Annotated in this window: 12 protein-coding genes; 4 read left to right on the forward strand and 8 right to left on the reverse strand. The window is 69.5% G+C overall.

Features of this window, described 5'->3' with window-relative positions:
* The first annotated feature begins 11 nt into the window (after nt 1-11).
* Nucleotides 12-1430 (forward strand): IS701 family transposase, encoded by a 1419-nt coding sequence (locus OG609_RS12920; protein ID WP_327272941.1) that lies wholly within the window; start codon nt 12-14, stop codon nt 1428-1430.
* Between the two features lie 258 nt (nt 1431-1688).
* On the opposite strand, the gene OG609_RS12925 is transcribed toward OG609_RS12920, so the two are convergent.
* The 6 genes from OG609_RS12925 to OG609_RS12950 all read right to left on the reverse strand — a co-directional run bounded on the left by OG609_RS12925 (nt 1689) and on the right by OG609_RS12950 (nt 9625).
* Nucleotides 1689-2951: an IS701 family transposase gene (locus tag OG609_RS12925; RefSeq protein ID WP_442817924.1), complete on the reverse strand. Its 1263-nt coding sequence runs from the start codon at nt 2949-2951 to the stop codon at nt 1689-1691.
* 954 nt (nt 2952-3905) lie between these two features.
* Nucleotides 3906-5144: a styrene monooxygenase/indole monooxygenase family protein gene (locus OG609_RS12930; RefSeq protein ID WP_327272942.1), complete on the reverse strand. Its 1239-nt coding sequence runs from the start codon at nt 5142-5144 to the stop codon at nt 3906-3908.
* A gap of 30 nt (nt 5145-5174) precedes the next feature.
* A complete protein-coding gene (locus OG609_RS12935; protein ID WP_327272943.1) occupies nt 5175-5825 on the reverse strand; it encodes a GTP-binding protein in 651 nt (216 codons plus the stop codon).
* A complete protein-coding gene (locus OG609_RS12940) occupies nt 5806-6219 on the reverse strand; it encodes a DUF742 domain-containing protein (protein WP_037689183.1) in 414 nt (137 codons plus the stop codon). The genes OG609_RS12935 and OG609_RS12940 overlap by 20 nt, the downstream gene beginning before the upstream one ends.
* Nucleotides 6216-6698: a roadblock/LC7 domain-containing protein gene (locus OG609_RS12945; protein ID WP_327272944.1), complete on the reverse strand. Its 483-nt coding sequence runs from the start codon at nt 6696-6698 to the stop codon at nt 6216-6218. Before OG609_RS12945 ends, OG609_RS12940 begins: the two co-directional genes overlap by 4 nt.
* Nucleotides 6695-9625: a sensor histidine kinase gene (locus tag OG609_RS12950; RefSeq protein ID WP_327278029.1), complete on the reverse strand. Its 2931-nt coding sequence runs from the start codon at nt 9623-9625 to the stop codon at nt 6695-6697. The genes OG609_RS12945 and OG609_RS12950 overlap by 4 nt, the downstream gene beginning before the upstream one ends.
* Nucleotides 9626-9990: 365 nt before the next feature.
* Between OG609_RS12950 and OG609_RS12955 the strand changes: the two genes are divergently transcribed.
* The gene (locus tag OG609_RS12955) at nt 9991-10776 is read left to right on the forward strand and encodes a protein phosphatase 2C domain-containing protein (protein ID WP_327272945.1); all 786 of its coding nucleotides are present in this window, start codon (nt 9991-9993) and stop codon (nt 10774-10776) included.
* 29 nt (nt 10777-10805) lie between these two features.
* Here the strand turns inward: OG609_RS12955 and OG609_RS12960 are convergent, their stop codons facing one another.
* On the reverse strand, nt 10806-11303 hold the full coding sequence (locus OG609_RS12960; RefSeq protein WP_385655083.1) for a MarR family winged helix-turn-helix transcriptional regulator: 498 nt from the start codon (nt 11301-11303) through the stop codon (nt 10806-10808).
* A gap of 227 nt (nt 11304-11530) precedes the next feature.
* On the opposite strand from OG609_RS12960, the gene OG609_RS12965 reads away from it, so the two are divergent.
* Together OG609_RS12965 and OG609_RS12970 are read left to right on the forward strand one after the other, a co-directional pair.
* A complete protein-coding gene (locus tag OG609_RS12965) occupies nt 11531-12388 on the forward strand; it encodes a lysozyme (RefSeq protein WP_327272946.1) in 858 nt (285 codons plus the stop codon).
* Nucleotides 12389-12615: 227 nt separating this feature from the next.
* The gene (locus OG609_RS12970) at nt 12616-13374 is read left to right on the forward strand and encodes a polysaccharide deacetylase family protein (RefSeq protein WP_327278031.1); all 759 of its coding nucleotides are present in this window, start codon (nt 12616-12618) and stop codon (nt 13372-13374) included.
* 122 nt (nt 13375-13496) lie between these two features.
* Here OG609_RS12970 and lon read toward each other — a convergent pair whose 3' ends face one another.
* Entirely contained in the window at nt 13497-15920 is a 2424-nt protein-coding gene (gene lon, locus OG609_RS12975) for an endopeptidase La (RefSeq protein WP_327272947.1), read from the reverse strand.
* Between the last annotated feature and the right edge of the window lie 246 nt (nt 15921-16166).

Below are 16166 nucleotides of genomic sequence, written 5' to 3' on the forward strand. Positions count from 1 at the left end.
GGGGGCTTGTGATGACCCGTCGTCTGCCGTGTCCGCCCGCACCGGGCCCGCTGGAAGCCTACACCGCACGCTTCGATGACCTGTTCTCCACACTGGCACAGCGCCGTGGGTTCCGCGAGTACCTGACCGGGCTACTGTTGCCGCGGAACCGCAACAAGACGCTGACCTGCCTGGCCGGCACCGAACCCGTCGTCGGGGCCCAGCACCCCTCGGTGCAGCGGCTGCAGTTCTTCCTGTCCGAATCGACCTGGGACCACGAGCAGGTCAACGCCCGCCGGGTGGAACTGCTGCTGGCCGACCCCGCGACCGCGCCGCACCCGGGCGGGGTGCTGGTGATCGATGACTCCGGGGACCGTAAGGACGGGAAGGCGACCGCGCACATCGGACGGCAGTGGCTGGGCCGGCTGGGCAAGACCGACAACGGCATCGTCACCGTGACCACCTGCTGGGCCGATGAGAACCTCTACTACCCGCTGCACGCCGTGCCCTACAGCCCCGCCCATCACTTCCCCAAGGGCAAGAGCGACCCCGGCTTCCGCACCAAGCTGCAGATCGCCGCAGAGCTGGCCCGCACCGCGAAGACTGCCGGGGTGGGCTTCCGGGCCGTGGCCGCCGACTGCGCCTACGGCGACCAGGACAGCTTCCGCAGACAACTCGCCTCGGCAGGGCTACCGTTCGTCATGGACCTCAAACCGAGCCACGGCACCTGGGCCTACGGCAAGGACGCCTACACTCCCGTCGATGCCGCCCGCGCCTTGACCTGGACGGACCCCGAGCATCCGGGTGACTGGACCGCCGTCGAGCGAACCTTCCGTGACGGGCACACCGAGACCTGGTGGGCCGCCGACGCCCGCCTCGGCTGGTGGGGACCCGACGGGAACGTCCGCCTGGTCGTGGCCACCACCGACCCGGCCACGCTGCCCCCGCAAGCCACCTGGTACCTGGCCACCGACCTGCCCCGCCCCGGCGGCCCCCGCGAGGCCGACAGCCCCGAACCGGCCGCCGGGCTGCACGAAGTCGTCCGGATCTACGGCATCCGACACTGGATCGAGCAGAGCTACAAACAGGTCAAGGGCGAACTCGGGTGGGCCGACTTCCAAGTCCGTTCCGACACCGCCATCCGCCGCCACCAGACCCTGGTCACCTGCGCCTTCTCGTTCTGTTGGGACGCCTGGTTCAGTCCACCACCCGAGGTTTCGCCCGAAACAGCACCACCGGAGCCGCCCGAAGAACCGGGCCGGCCCGAGAGGGGGACCAACCAGACCCCACCAGCCCCACACGGCCACCTGGCCCAAGGCGATACGCGCCGTCCGGGCCTGGCTCGACCCCTGGACCAGCCTCCAACGATGCTGGCGAGCCTGGACGAATGCACCCCCACCACCCGAACTCCAAGCCCTGATCAACGCCGTCGGCGCAGGCCACCCGCTTGACCTCTACTCCCCGGCTTAACAAACCACCGCTAGTGGACGCTATACATTTTGTTTAGCGTCCGCAGTGTCTGCGCAGGTCAGAGCATATGCAAGCGCGAGTGTGGACACTGCGGACGCTGTTTTCTCTCAACTCTCTAGTAGGGCTTTGTTAGGTCCTGTGGTGGGGTTCGGGGGTTGGTGCGGGTTGGCCGCATATCGAGCAGGCGCCGGTCCAGGTGGCCAGGAGGGCCTGGAGTTCGCGGAGGACCGCGTAGAGGGTCAGGCCGGCGCAGGGGCTTTTGGGTCGAGTCTGAGCAGGGTGCAGAAGGCCTGGGCGAGGGAGGCGAGGGTGACGTGGCGGTGCCAGCCGAGGTAGTTGCGGCCCTCGAAGTGGTCCAGGCCGAGGCCGTCCTTGAGCTCGCGGTAGTCGTGTTCAACTCTCCAGCGGATCTTGGCGATTCGCACCAGCTCGCGCAGTGGGATGTCGGCGGGCAGCGTCGAGAGCCAGTAGTCGGTGGGCTCGGCAGAGTCGGGAGGCCACTCGACGAGCAGCCAGCATTCGGGCAGGGAGCCGTCGGCGGCGCGGCGGATGGACCGGTTGGCCGGGCGGACCCGTAGGGCCAGGAATTGCGAGCGCATCTCGGCCCGTGGGTTGTGCTTGGTGGCCTTGCTGCCCTGACGCCAGGTAACGGTGCGGGTGGCCGCTTGCCCGGCGGCCAGGGCCAGCACGCGCAGGGTGGTGTGCGGCTGGGGGTAGGCGGACACGGGAGGGCGGCCCTGCCCGGAGTACGGCGGACGCTCGGGCGTGGCGTCGCCCGGGTGCGCGGTCGTGGTGGCCTTGACCGCGACCGCGTAGGTCAGGCCTCGTTCGGTCAGACCCTCTCGAAAGCCCGTGGCGTCGCCGTATCCGGCATCGGCGACGACCGGCAGGCCCGGCAACTCCCAGTCCCCGCGAACCTCGTCGAGCATGTCCAGGGCCAGGCGCCACTTCTCCCGGTGGCGAGCAGTCTCGGGGATGCCGGCCTTGGCGCGGCGCCGGCGGATCGCCGAAGCCAGCAGCGCGTCCTCGGTATGTTTGGTGTCGTCCCAGCCCTCGGGCAGGAACAGACGCCAGTCGACGGCCGAGGAGGCGCGGTCGCTGACCAGGTTCACACTGACCCCGATCTGGCAGTTGCCCCGCTTGCCCAGCGCGCCGCAGTACATCCGCGCCACCCCTGGCGAGTCGTAGCCGTCCTTGGGGAAGCCGACATCGTCAATCGCGTACGCCTCGGGCGAGATGTGCGCCGCGGCCCAACGGGCCAGCCGCTCACGGACCTTGGCGTAGTCCCAGGTGGAGGAGGACACGAACTGCTGGAGCTGCTGGTGGTCCACGCCCAGGCGCTCGGCCATCGGCTGCATCGACTTGCGCTTGCCGTCCAGCATCAGCCCGCGCAGGTACAACTCACCCTTGGCCCGCTGGTCCCGACGCGCCAACGAGCCCAGCATCTCGGCCGCGAACGCCTCCAGACGCGGACGGACCTCTTCCATCTCCTCAGGAGTCACAACTGAAAGAAGATCACAATCTATCCAACGAGGATCACTTGGGGTACCTAACAAAGCCCTACTAGTAAGAGGTGCAGTGAGAGCTAAGCGGAATGGCCACCCCGCCCCTGAAATGCCTCGGTGAGCCACCCAGGAAGGGGCGAGGCCGGATGACCTCAAGCACCAATGCCCTCCGCTGCTCCATCGTGGCTCTGGACGGCATTTCAGGGGGGCGCCGGGCTCGCGGGGGAGGAAGAACCCCGGCCGCTCGCACAAGCAAGAGGAGCACCCTGGCGGCGGCGGGGGCGTGCTCCTCTTGCTTGTTCGAGCGGGGAGGAGACCACGGCCATCAAGCGGGTGGTCTCTTCGCCTTCCAGGGCGCCGAGCAGAGAGCACCGGGGTGCCGGCACCGGCCGATGGTCGGACCGGCCTGCTGGCGCGGTTACCTTCCGTGCTCCTGGCTACTGCCTACTGGCTAGTGGCTACTGCCCAATGCCCTGTTGAAAGGGCCTGCGTGGGCGGTAGCGGCCCGTTCTACTGGCTAGTGGCAAGTTGGCAGTAGCCACTAGCCAGTAGCTGTGTGTGTCCGTGTGGGGTGGCCGTGCGGGTCGAAGCGTGGTCGAGCGAGGCACCAGGCAACCGCCCGCGCTCCCACGCCTTCCCGCGGGCGCCGGACAACTCTGGGAGCTCCCAGCATGGGCGGCCAAGAGTCGTCCGCCCGGAGGGCGGCCCGTACAGCTCTTTCCTACGCGCTTGTCGCTTGTCTTGTCGCTCGTCGCGAATGACGCCGTTCGCATCCTCATGGGCGCGGAAACCACGCCTGACCTGCGTGCTGACAAGCGACAAGACAAGCGACAAGCGACAAGCGGGACGCCGATCCGCCCCTCGACGGCCGGGCCGTCTGTGGGCCGTCCGAGGGCGGCCCACAGTCACCAACGTTCACCAACGCTGACCGCTGCTTTGCAGGTCAGACGCTTACACAGCGGCAGAGACCTGCGCGAGGTATGCGTTCGTCTTCTCGGGGTCGAAGAAGAAGTTCTCGAAGTCCGCCGGGTTGTTGAAGCCGTTGGCGAAGCGGTTGGCGACCGGCTGGAGCTGGCCGGCGGCGCCGATCAGGTTCAGTACGTGCTCCGGCGGTACGCCGAGCATCGCGTTGGTCCACTTCACGACGTGCTGCGTGTTCTCCCAGTGCCGGTCGAACGTGGCCTGCATCCACTCGGCGTCGAACTCGCGGTCGCCGTGCTCGAGAATCGAGTTCAGGTAGGAGTTCGCGCACTTGGAGGCCGTGTTGGAGCCCTGGCCGGTGATCGGGTCGTTGGCGACGACCACGTCCCCCACGCCGAGGACCAGACCGCCGCCGGGCAGCCGGCCGATCGGCTTGCGGACGGTCGGGGCGTAGCGGCCCGCCAGGGTGCCGTTGGCGTCGGTCAGTTCGACCTTGGTGGCGCGGGCGTACTCCCACGGCAGGAACCGCTCCATGAGCTCCAGCGTCTTGGCGAGGTGCTCGGAGGGGTCCTTGATGCCCTGGAACGCGTCGAGCGGGCCGCCCGGGATGCCCTCCCAGAACAGGATGTCGGCACGGCCGGACGTGGTCAGGGTCGGCATCACGAAGAGCTCGCCGACGCCGGGGACCAGGTTGCAGCGGACCGCGTCGAACTCGGGGTGCTCGGGGCGCGGGCCCATTCCGTGGACGTACGCGACGGCCAGGGCGCGCTGCGGGGCGTCGAACGGCGAACGGGACGCGTCGCGGCCGAACATGGAGACCAGCTCGCCCTTGCCCGCGGAGACCATCACCAGGTCGTACGTACGGGAGAAGTAGTCCAGGTCGGAAACGGCGGCACCGTGGATGACGAGCTGTCCGCCGCGCTGGGCGAAGGTCTCCATCCAGCCGGCCATCTTCACGCGCTGGTCGATGGACTGGGCGAAGCCGTCCAGCTTGCCGACCCAGTCGACGGCACGCGAGGAGTCGGGCGCGGCGACCGAGACGCCGAGGCCCTCGATGCGCGGAGCCTGGGACTCCCAGAAGTTGAGCTGGTAGTCGCGTTCGTACTCGAGCGCGGTGTGGAACATGCACTGGGTCGACATGACCCGGCCGGACCGGATCTCGTCGGCGGTGCGGTTGGACATCAGGGTGACTTCGTAGCCCTTGGACTGCAGTCCGAGTGCGAGCTGGAGACCGGACTGACCGGCTCCGACTATGAGTATCTTCCGCATCGCGGTTCTCCGTTACGTGTTGCGTGCGAGCTATGCCGGGGTGGCGTCGAGGGCGTGGCCCACGAGGGCCAGCAGCGACTCGACGACAGTGATCTTGTTACGCGCGTCCATGATCACAACAGGCACGTGCGGCGGGACGGTCAGGGCCTCCCGGACGTCCTGCGGCTCGAACCCCGGCGTTCCCTCGAAGTGGTTGACGGCGACGATGTACGGCAGGCCGCAGCTCTCGAAGTAGTCGAGTGCGGGAAAGCAGTCGGCGAGCCGCTGGGTGTCGGCGAGCACGACCGCACCGATCGCGCCGCGCACCAGGTCGTCCCACATGAACCAGAAGCGCTGCTGGCCCGGTGTTCCGAACACGTACAGCACGAGGTCGTCGTCGAGCGTGAGCCGGCCGAAGTCCATCGCGACGGTCGTGGTGAGCTTGTCGGGTGTCGCGGAGAGATCGTCGGTCTCCTCGCTGGCCTGGGTCATCATCGCTTCGGTCTGCAGCGGCGTGATCTCGGAGACCGACCCCACGAAGGTCGTCTTGCCCACGCCGAACCCGCCCGCGACCACGATCTTCGTGGCGATGGGGGCCCTGGTGTGGTCCAACTGCCAGGCCTGCAACGATTCTTCGGCCTGGTCCTTGGCCCCCGGCTGACGCGGGGCGAAGAGCGGCGACTCAGAGACGGCGGAGTCCATTGAGCACCCTTTCGAGCAGTGCGCGGTCGGGCTGGCCGGTGCCGTGACCGGTCCCGTACACGCGGATCTTTCCCTGGTCGGCCAAGTCGCTGAGCAGCACCCGGACCACGCCGAGCGGCATCTTCAGCAGGGCGGAGATCTCAGCGACCGTACGCATCCGGCGGCAGATCTCGACGATGGCCTGGAGCTCCGGCATGACGCGGGTGGCCAGGTTGCCGTTGGTCAGCTCGCGGCGCTCCTCGGGCGCTTCGAGCGCGGCGACGAACGTCTCGACGAGCAGGACGTGGCCGAAGCGTGTGCGACCGCCGGTGAGCGAGTACGGGCGGACCCGTGCGGGCCTTCGGTCGGACCCGCGGACCGGGAGCCTGCGGGCGGGTTCAGCAGCGGGCGTCACTGGGCGCTCTCCATCGATTTGCGCAGTTCACTGCGGAGTTCGGGGGTGAGTACGTGTCCGGCTCGGCCGACGAAGAGCGCCATGTGGTAGGCGATGACGCTCATGTCGCAGTCCGGGGTGGCATGCACACCGAGCAGCGAGCCGTCGCTGATCGACATGACGAAGACGCTGCCCTCGTCCATGGCGACCATGGTCTGCTTGACGCCGCCGCCGTCCATCAGTTTGGCGGCGCCGATGGTGAGGCTGCCGATGCCGGAGACGATGGTGGCCAGGTCGGCGCTGGAGCCCCTGGGGCCGTCCTGCCGGCCGGTGGCCTCCTGGATGATCAGATGGCCGGGGTCGGAGGAGAGCAGCATCAGCCCGTCGGACGAGACGACGGTCACCGAGTGGACCCCTGGCACCTCCTCCACCAGATTGCTCAGCAACCAGTGAAGGTTCCGGGCCTCGGTACTCAGCCCGAATGTGCTGGGCGCAGTCAACTGCGTGCCTCCTCGACTGTGTTCCCCGTCTCATCGGTTCGGCCGTCGCTGGGGTCGGCCGGCTCACTGTGCTCGGTGAGCGGGGAGCGCCCGGCGTGTGCGGGGGTTCCGGGGAACGGCTGGGTCGCCGTGATCTCGGCGATCTCCGCCTCGACGTCCCGGCGGCCGTCCTTCGCGCCCTGGTGGAAGCCGCCGAGCCGGCGGCGCAGCGACTCCTTGTCCAAACTGCCCTTGCGCTCGGCGCTGGGTGCCGTGGTGGGCTTGACGACCTTGGGGGTGCGCTTGGGCAGCCCCTTGTCGGTGATGCGCTCCTGCTGCGGCTGCGAGTGCTGTTCCGGCTGCCGGGGGCCGGGCAGGGCGTCGGCCACGGGCGCGGGTGCCGGGGCGGGTGCGGTGTACGGCTCCGGGGCGGACGCGGGGGCGGACGCGGTGTGCGGCTCCCGGGACTCGTCGGCGGTGCGCTCGTGGCGGTCGGGGCCGATGGCGTACGGGTCGGGCGCCGTGAACTCGGGGACGTCCGCGAACTCCGGAACCACCGGGAGCCGTACCTGCATCGTGGTCTCGGCCTCGGCGGCGGCCGGAGCGGGTGCGGCGGTGGGGGCGTTGTCCGCCGTGTGCCCGGGCACAGGCTCGGAGGTGGCCCCGGACTCGCGGATCGTCTGCTCGGCCGCGGCGATCAGCGGGTCGCCGGGCAGGGCGAGCGTACGCCCCGGCAGTGCGTTGGAGTTGGCCTCGGCGACCGACCCCGGCAGGTTCACCGCGGGAGCGTCCCCCGGGACCTTCACCGGCGGTGGTGTGGCGGCCGGTGGCGCCTTCGGCAGCAGGGTCTTGGGCAGGACGACGACCGCCGTGACCCCGCCGGTGCCCATGTGGTCGCGCAGCTGGACCCGTACACCGTGGCGCGCGGCCAGCAGGGAGGTGACCTGGAGCCCGAGCCCGGCCCCGTCCGCGCTCTGTTCGCCCGCCTCGAACAACGTGGGGTCGCCGAGCCTGGTGTTGAGCTCGCCCATCCGTACGGCGGACATCCCGATGCCCTCGTCCTGGACGGAGAGCATCACCTCGCCGGTCTCCAGCAGCCAGCCGGAGAGCTGGACATGGGAATCCGGCGGTGAGAAGGAGGTGGCGTTCTCCAGGAGTTCGGCGACGAGGTGGCTGAGGTCGTCCGCGGCGAAACCGGCGATCTGGGCGTGCGGCGGCAGGGACTGGATGGTGACCCGCTCGTACCGCTCGATCTCGGAGACGGCCGCACGCAACACGTCGACCAGCGGGATCGGGCCCGCATGGCCGTGGCCGTGCTCGGCGCCGGCGAGGACCAGCATGTTCTCGCTGTGGCGGCGCATGACCGTGGCCATGTGGTCGAGCTTGAAGAGGGTGGCCAGCCGCTCCGGGTCGTGCTCCCGCTCCTCCAGGCTCTCGATGACACCGAGCTGACGCTCGACGAGGCCGAGGGTGCGCAGCGAGAGGTTGACGAAGGTGTGGTGGACCGTGTTCTTCAGCCGCTCAAGCTGGACGGTGAGGTCGGAGGCCATGACCTGGAGTTCGGCGCGCTGGACGGTGAGGGCCTCGCGTCCGGCGATCAGCTCGGCACGCTCGGTCTGCAGGCTGTCGAAGCGGCCGTTGAACTCGTGGAGCAGTCCGTGCAGCTGGCCGTGCAGGGCGTTGATGGACCGTACGACCTGGGCGAACTCGTCATTGCGGCCGGTGTAGCGGACCGGTTCGGCGGTGGCGGGTTCCGCGGCGAGGCGGGCGGCACCGATCCGCAGGACGGCGAGCGGCTGGGTGAGGGTGCGGGCCACGGCGGTGGAGACGCCGACGGCGATCAGCAGACAGCCGCCGAGCAGTGCGATCCGCAGCTCCAGCGCGGTGACGTCGTCGTCGCGCAGCTGCTCCAGGCGCTGGACCTGTGCGGTGCCGAGGGCGGACTCGACACCCCGCATCCGGTCGATCCGGGCGGAGAGTGCCGCCTCGACCTTCTTGCTGCTGACCTTCTGGTCGGAGTCCGACAGCTCGGGGCGGTCGGTGAGGGTGTTGAGGTACTTCTCCGCGCTGTTGACCTCGGGCCCGGTGACGGTGGACGACAGCTTGTCGCGGGCGGTGGAGCCCGCGGCCTGGTCGAAGTCGGCGAGCGAGGAGAGCTCGCGGACCCGGGCCTGCTGGGCGGCGGCGCTCAGCTCGTCCCGGGTGCGGTCGTCCTTGCTGCTGCCCACGTCCTGGGTCTGGACGGGCAGCCCGGTGATCTGGTCGAACTGCGGGGTCGTGACCTTGCGGGGTACGGACAGCGCGGCGACCAGCAGCCCGCGGGTGGCGGAGGCCTGCTCGGTGGCCTGGCCGAGGGCGAGCGGGGCGCGGGTGGACTCGGCGGCCCGCGGCGGGGTCTTCTCGGCGAGCTCGTCGGCGAGATCGTGGAGCTTGGCGATGACCTCGGAGTACGCCTGATGGGCCTCCAGCGCGGTGCCCTTGCCGCTGAGCGCGTCGCGGCGCAGGGAGGGAATGGCGGAGAGATCGCGGCGCAGTGCGGCCGGGGCCGCACCCCTGATCTCGTCCACCCGCTGGTCGACGCGGGCGCTCCGGCTGCCGGGGTCGCCCTTGCCTTCCGCCGTGGGGCCGGACTTCTCGTCACGGCCGGCCGCGATGTAGGCGGTGACCTCGTCACGCTCGTCCGCGAGGGCGTGTGCGAGCGCGATGGCCTGCTGGTTCAGCTCGGCGAGGGTGACCAGCCGCTGCGAGTCGTTCAGGTCGGAGGAAGCACTGAGGGCCGCGGGTGCGCCCGCGGCGATGACAGTGATACCGACGACCGCGACACCGGCCACCAGCCGGCTGCGTACGCGCACGGTGCGCCGGGTGCCCTCGTTCTCGGCTGGTGCCGGAGGCGTCACCCCGGAACCACTGCGCTTGCTGCCCTTGCTCCGAGGCCGCTTCTTCTGCACCGGTGCTCGCATTCTTGACTCGTCCGCCCTTGAAGCAGAGGTGACGCACGGTCACATGTGAACGAGCGCCTCGTCCCCTGGTACGGCTTCTGACCATTCCAGTGCTTTTGAGAGGGAGACGCGCATCAACCACTCCGCCACCTGAACGAGTGAACATCACTCCGGAGTTGACCAACAAGTCTCCCCCGGGGGCGCGTCCGGCACACCTGAGCCGTCGGCTGGAACTTCCGCCCAGGCTTTGGCAGGATGCCCGCCCGCACGCCGCACGGAGCCTTTCCTTCCGCTCCGGACATCCGTCTGACCTGCTGGTACAGGCCAACCTTGGGCAGTGCAGGGCTCGTGAAGGCGTCGTGCAGACTGGCTGTATGCGAATCGAACTCGCCACCGTCGCCGGCAGCGCTGAACGACCGAACGAGGACTGGGCCGCCACCGCCCTGCCCGCCTCCGGCCAGGGTGGGACGCTGATCCTGCTCGACGGAGTCACTCCGCCGCAGGGTGACGACGGTTGTGTGCACTCGGTCCCCTGGTTCACCGCACGGCTGGGCGGCTCACTGGTCGAACTGTCCGGTTCGCGACGGGATCTGACCCTCCAGGAGATCCTGGCCGAGTCCATCCGGCACACCGCCGATACACATCGCTCCTCGTGTGACCTTTCTCACGTAAGGACGCCGCAGGCGACGGTCGTCATGGCGCGCTGGGACGAACGCGAGATCGAGCACCTGGTGCTGTCCGATTCCGTACTGCTGTTCGAGGCGCCCGACGGAAGCGTGCACCCCCTCCTCGACGACCGGCTGGACCGCCTGCCGCCGGGCTCGCTGGCCGACGAAGCAATCACCGACGCGCAGGTACGCAACAAGGAGGGCGGCTTCTTCACCGCCGCCGCCGACCCCTCCGTGGCGGCCCGCGCGGTCACCGGGCGCACCCCGCTCGGCCAGGTGCGGGCGCTGGCCGCGATGACCGACGGGGCGGCCCGCTGGACCGAGATGTTCCGCGCGGGCGACTGGGCGGACTGCCTCGGAGTGCTCCACAAGGAAGGCACACAGGGGCTGATCGACCGCGTCAGGGCGCTGGAGGACGCGGACACGGAGCGCACGTATCTACGCCGCAGCAAGACCCACGACGACGCGACGACGGTCTACGCGGTGCTGTGACGGCACACCCGGGAGGGCGGGCCGGGGCGTCAGTCCTCGGCCCGGGAGTTCAAGTGGTGCAGCAGCCGGGCCAGTTCGGCCACCTCGGTCCGGTCCCAGTCGGCGAGCTTGCGCACATAGCGGTCGCGTCGGGCGTCGCGGACGCTGCGGTAGCGGGCCAGACCCTCGGCGGTGAGGTGGACGAGGGAGGCCCGGCCGTCGGCCGGATCGGGCTCGCGCACCACCAGCCCGAGGGCCTCCAGGGCACGCAGTTGACGGCTCATGGTCGCCTTGCCGACCCCGAAGTAGGCCGCGAGATCGGTGGCCCGCTGCTGCCCGGCCGACTCCAGCCGTACGAGAAGTCCGTATGCGGCGGCCTCCAGTTCCGGGTGGACCTCGCGCGCCATTTCCCCGGAGTTGGCCCGCGCCCGGCGCAGAAAGACGGCCAACTCCCGCTCCAGGGCAAGGAATGCGTGGTCCACACCACTTTCTCCGCTCGCGCCGGGTTCACTACCGCTTTCGCTCCCGTGCACGTCAACACCCCTCATGAGCTTTCCTGCCGCTGAAAGTTTCTTTCGCCGCTGGTCATCGCCGCAGCTTGGCCAGTATTTCGCAGGCGTAGACCAACGGCAGCACCCAGGCCCCCTTCCGCAGCGCGGGTCTACGTGCGTAGCGTCATGCATGGCATGTTCACACCATGACATGCCGGCAGGGGTTCGCCCGGCGTCCCCCTGGGATCAGCACGTCCCCCCACCAAGGCCTCGGAGGCACTCACATGCCGGTGCTCAGATCCAGATCCGGAACATCCCGCCGCTCGCGCTTCGCCGCGACCGGCACCCTGCTCGCAGCCCTCTCCCTCCTCCTCACCCTGCCCGGCGCGGCGAGCGCCGCGGGCACCCACGACACCGCCGCCGCGGCCAAGAAGCCCGCACGGGGCACGGCCACGATGGGCATGGGTGTCGTCGCCCACGACGGCCAGGGCGGACTGCCGCGCGATACCCGCGCCGCCCAGACCGAAGGTGTGGACGTCGCCAGCTACCAGGGCAACGTCGACTGGGCGACTCTCTGGAACAGCGGCGTGAAGTGGGCCTACACCAAGGCCACCGAGGGCACGTACTACACGAACCCGTACTTCGCCCAGCAGTACAACGGCTCGTACAACATCGGCATGATCCGGGGCTCGTACCACTTCGCCACCCCGGACACCACGAGCGGCGCCGTCCAGGCCAACTACTTCGTGGACCACGGGGGCGGCTGGTCGAAGGACGGCAGGACCCTGCCCGGTGTGCTCGACATCGAGTGGAACCCGTACGGCGCGCAGTGCTACGGCAAGACCCAGGCAGGCATGGTGTCCTGGATCCGTGACTTCGTGAACACCTACAAGGCGCGCACCGGACGCGACGCGGTCATCTACACCGCGACCAGCTGGTGGCAGACCTGCACCGGGAACAATGCGAGCTTCGGCGCCACCAACCCGCTATGGGTGGCCCGCTACAACACCACGGTCGGCGAACTCCCGGCCGGCTGGAGCTACTACACGATCTGGCAGTACACCTCGTCCGGCCCCTACGTCGGCGACCACAACCACTTCAACGGCGCCCTCGACCGCGTACAGGCCCTCGCCAACGGCTGAGCCGGCCTGCCGCGCCCGCCCGGTCCGACGCTTCGCACAGCAGAGCCCCGGCGACCCACCCAGTCGCCGGGGCTCTTCCCTGTTCACGCCCTTTGGCCAGGTATTTCGCTCTCCGAACTGACAACACGGAGGCCTCTATACACCCGGTGTATATGCCATGCGTATAGTCCTTCTCTGCCGCACACCGTGCGCCTTGTTCCGCTACGGAGGAGTGACCCGCCTTGTCCATGAAGACGAAGTCGATCGGTACGGGGTTGGCCGCCGCCCTTGTGACGGCACTCACCCTGACGCTGAGCGGCTGCTCCATGCAGACCACCGCGCCGGCCTCCGCGCGCGGCGACGCGGGCTCCGACGCCAAGGGCTCCTTCGGCCCGGTGGACTGCCGCAAGGCGAAGTGCATAGCCCTGACCTTCGACGCGGGACCGGGCGAGGACACCCCGCATCTGCTGGACATCCTCAAGGAGAAGAAGGTGCACGCGACCTTCTTCCTGCTGGGCAAGAACCACGTCAAGAAGCACCCCGACACCGTGCAAAGGCTCGCCGCCGAGGGGCACGAGGTGGCCAACCACACCTGGTCCCACGAGATCCTGACGGACAAGAAGCCCGCCGAGATACGCGACGAGCTGGAGAAGACGCAGGACGCGATAGCGGAGATCACCGGCAGGAAGCCGCGCCTGATGCGCCCGCCGCAGGGCCGTACCGACGACACCGTCTCGGACATCAGCAAGGACCTGGGGCTCTCCCAGATCCTGTGGAGCGCGACCGCCAAGGACTACTCCACGACCGACTCGACCCTGATCAAGAAGCGCATCCTGGACCAGGCCGGCCGGGACGGCATCATCCTGCTGCACGACATCTACAAGGGGACGGTGCCCGCCGTGCCGGGCATCATCGACGCGCTGAAGAAGCAGGGCTACACCTTCGTCACCGTCCCGCAGCTGATGGCGCCGGCCGAGCCGGTCCCGGGGACCATCTACCGCCCCTGAGCCGTACGTCCCGACGAGCGAGGCCCCGGGCGCACGCGGAACGGCCCGCCCACCCGTTGCCGGGAAGGCGGGCCGTCCGTACCGGTCGCGCACGTGGTGCCACGCCCGTCACGCCATGGCGCCTACGCCGCGGCCGGGATCCTCTCCTCGGGCCTGGCCGCGGAGGCCGGGGCGAGGGCGATCTCCAGCACCTGGCGGACGTCCGTCACCGGATGGACCTCCAGGGTGTCCAGGACCTCGGCCGGGACATCGTCCAGGTCGGCCTCGTTCCGCTTCGGGATCACCACGGTGGTGATCCCGGCGCGGTGCGCGGCCAGCAGCTTCTGCTTCAGGCCGCCGATCGGCAGCACCCGTCCGGTGAGCGAGACCTCGCCGGTCATCGCCACATCCGTACGGACCAGCCGTCCGGAGAGCAGCGAGGCCAGCGCGGTCGTCATGGTGATGCCGGCGCTCGGGCCGTCCTTCGGGACCGCGCCCGCCGGGAAGTGGATGTGCACGCCGCGGTCCTTCAGATCCGCGACCGGCAGCTCCAGCTCCGCGCCGTGCGACCGCAGGAAGCTCAGCGCGATCTGCGCGGACTCCTTCATGACGTCGCCGAGCTGACCGGTGAGGGTCAGTCCGGACGCCCCGGTCTCCGGGTCGGCCAGCGACGCCTCCACGAACAGCACGTCACCACCGGCACCGGTCACCGCGAGTCCGGTGGCCACGCCCGGCACCGCGGTGCGGCGCTCGGCCGGGTCCTGGGCGGACTCGGGGACGTGGTGCGGTCGGCCGATCAGACCGCGCAGATCCGCTTCGGTGACCGTGAACGGGAGTTCCCGGTCACCCAGTTCGTGCTGGGCCGCGACCTTGCGGAGCAGCCGGGCGACGGCCCGCTCCAGGTTTCGTACGCCCGCTTCACGGGTGTACTCGCCGGCCAGCTTGCGCAGCGCGGACTCGTCGAGCGTCACCTCGTCCGTCTGCAGACCGGCCCGCTCCAGCTGGCGCGGGAGCAGGTGGTCGCGGGCGATGACGACCTTCTCGTCCTCGGTGTAGCCGTCGAGCCTGACCAGCTCCATACGGTCGAGCAGGGCCTCCGGGATGGCTTCGAGCACGTTGGCCGTCGCCAGGAAGACGACATCGCTGAGGTCGAGTTCGACCTCCAGGTAGTGGTCGCGGAAGGTGTGGTTCTGCGCCGGGTCGAGGACTTCGAGGAGGGCGGCGGCCGGGTCGCCCCGGAAGTCGGAGCCGACCTTGTCGATCTCATCGAGCAGGACGACCGGGTTCATCGAACCGGCCTCCTTGATGGCCCGGACGATACGTCCCGGCAGGGCACCGACGTAGGTACGCCGGTGGCCGCGGATCTCCGCCTCGTCCCGCACACCGCCGAGCGCGACGCGGACGAACTTGCGTCCCATGGCGTGCGCGACGGATTCACCGAGCGAGGTCTTGCCCACGCCCGGCGGACCCACCAGCGCCAGCACGGCACCGCCGCGCCGCCCGCCGACGACGCCGAGGCCGCGCTCGGAACGCCGCTTGCGTACCGCCAGGTACTCGGTGATCCGCTCCTTCACGTCCTGCAGGCCCGCGTGCTCGGCGTCGAGGATCTCCTGGGCGCCGCGGATGTCGTAGGCGTCCTCGGTCCGCTCGGTCCACGGCAGTTCGAGGACGGTGTCGAGCCAGGTCCTGATCCAGGAGCCCTCGGGGCTCTGGTCGGAGGAACGCTCCAGCTTGTCGACCTCCTTGAGCGCGGCCTCACGGACGTGCTCGGGAAGATCGGCGGCCTCGACGCGGGCCCGGTAGTCGTCGGACTCGCCCTCCGGGTCACCGTTGAGCTCGGACAGCTCCTTGCGCACGGCTTCGAGCTGGCGCCGCAGCAGGAATTCGCGCTGCTGCTTGTCGACGCCCTCCTGGACGTCCTTGGCGATGGACTCGGCGACGTCCTGCTCGGCGAGGTGTTCACCGAGCCACTTGATGGCGAGCTTCAGCCGGGCCACCGCGTCCACGGTCTCCAGGAGCTGCACCTTCTGGGCAGTGGTGAGGAAGGGGGAGTAACCGGAATTGTCGGCGAGCGCGGAGATGTCCTCGATCTGCTGGACCCGGTCCACGACCTGCCAGGCACCGCGCTTCTTCAGCCAGCTGGTGGCGAGCGCCTTGTACTCCTTGACCAGCTCGGCGGCGGCTCCGGGGAGCGGATCGGGGACGACCGCGTCGACCCGTGTCCCCTCCACCCACAGCGCGGCACCCGGTCCGCTGGTCCCGGCCCCGATCCGTACCCGGCCACGGCCGCGGATGAGCGCGCCCGGATCCCCGTCCGAAAGCCGTCCGACCTGTTCGACGGTGCCGATGACACCGGTGCCGGTGTACGTCCCGTCGATCCGCGGCACAAGAAGCACCTCGGGCTTGCCGCCGCCCTCACGGGCTGCGGCCTGTGCGGCTTCCACAGCGGCACGTACATCGGTGTCGGACAGGTCCAGAGGCACCACCATCCCGGGCAGCACGACCTCGTCGTCGAGCGGCAGCACGGGCAGGGCGAGCGGAGTGACCGCATCGGACTCGGTAGCCATGATCTCCCCTTCAGCAGTCAAGTTGAGTTATGCAGACTCAATGCTCCTGAGCCGCCCATTGTTCCCCAGCACATGTTCGCTGTGAGCGATCGACTGAATGCGCTCACTCAGGCCCGGCCCGGTCCCGCCCCTTCTGTAGCGGAGAACTCCACATGCGTCCGCTTTAATCCGGCGGTGTTCCCGGCTTCGACCCGCCGGGGTTCCCGGCCCGAAAAATCAATTGCCACCGCTCGTACGGTCTTCTCG

The organism is Streptomyces sp. NBC_01224, assembly GCF_036002945.1.
Classification (GTDB): Bacteria; Actinomycetota; Actinomycetes; order Streptomycetales; family Streptomycetaceae; genus Streptomyces.

Coding starts and splice junctions, on each gene's coding strand:
- lon (WP_327272947.1), bottom strand. CDS start 15,920: ATGGCTACCGAGTCCGATGCGGTCACTCCGCTCGCCCTGCCCGTGCTG.
- OG609_RS12920 (WP_327272941.1), top strand. CDS start 12: ATGACCCGTCGTCTGCCGTGTCCGCCCGCACCGGGCCCGCTGGAAGCC.
- OG609_RS12970 (WP_327278031.1), top strand. CDS start 12,616: ATGAAGACGAAGTCGATCGGTACGGGGTTGGCCGCCGCCCTTGTGACG.
- OG609_RS12960 (WP_385655083.1), bottom strand. CDS start 11,303: ATGAGGGGTGTTGACGTGCACGGGAGCGAAAGCGGTAGTGAACCCGGC.
- OG609_RS12930 (WP_327272942.1), bottom strand. CDS start 5,144: ATGCGGAAGATACTCATAGTCGGAGCCGGTCAGTCCGGTCTCCAGCTC.
- OG609_RS12965 (WP_327272946.1), top strand. CDS start 11,531: ATGCCGGTGCTCAGATCCAGATCCGGAACATCCCGCCGCTCGCGCTTC.
- OG609_RS12955 (WP_327272945.1), top strand. CDS start 9,991: ATGCGAATCGAACTCGCCACCGTCGCCGGCAGCGCTGAACGACCGAAC.
- OG609_RS12935 (WP_327272943.1), bottom strand. CDS start 5,825: ATGGACTCCGCCGTCTCTGAGTCGCCGCTCTTCGCCCCGCGTCAGCCG.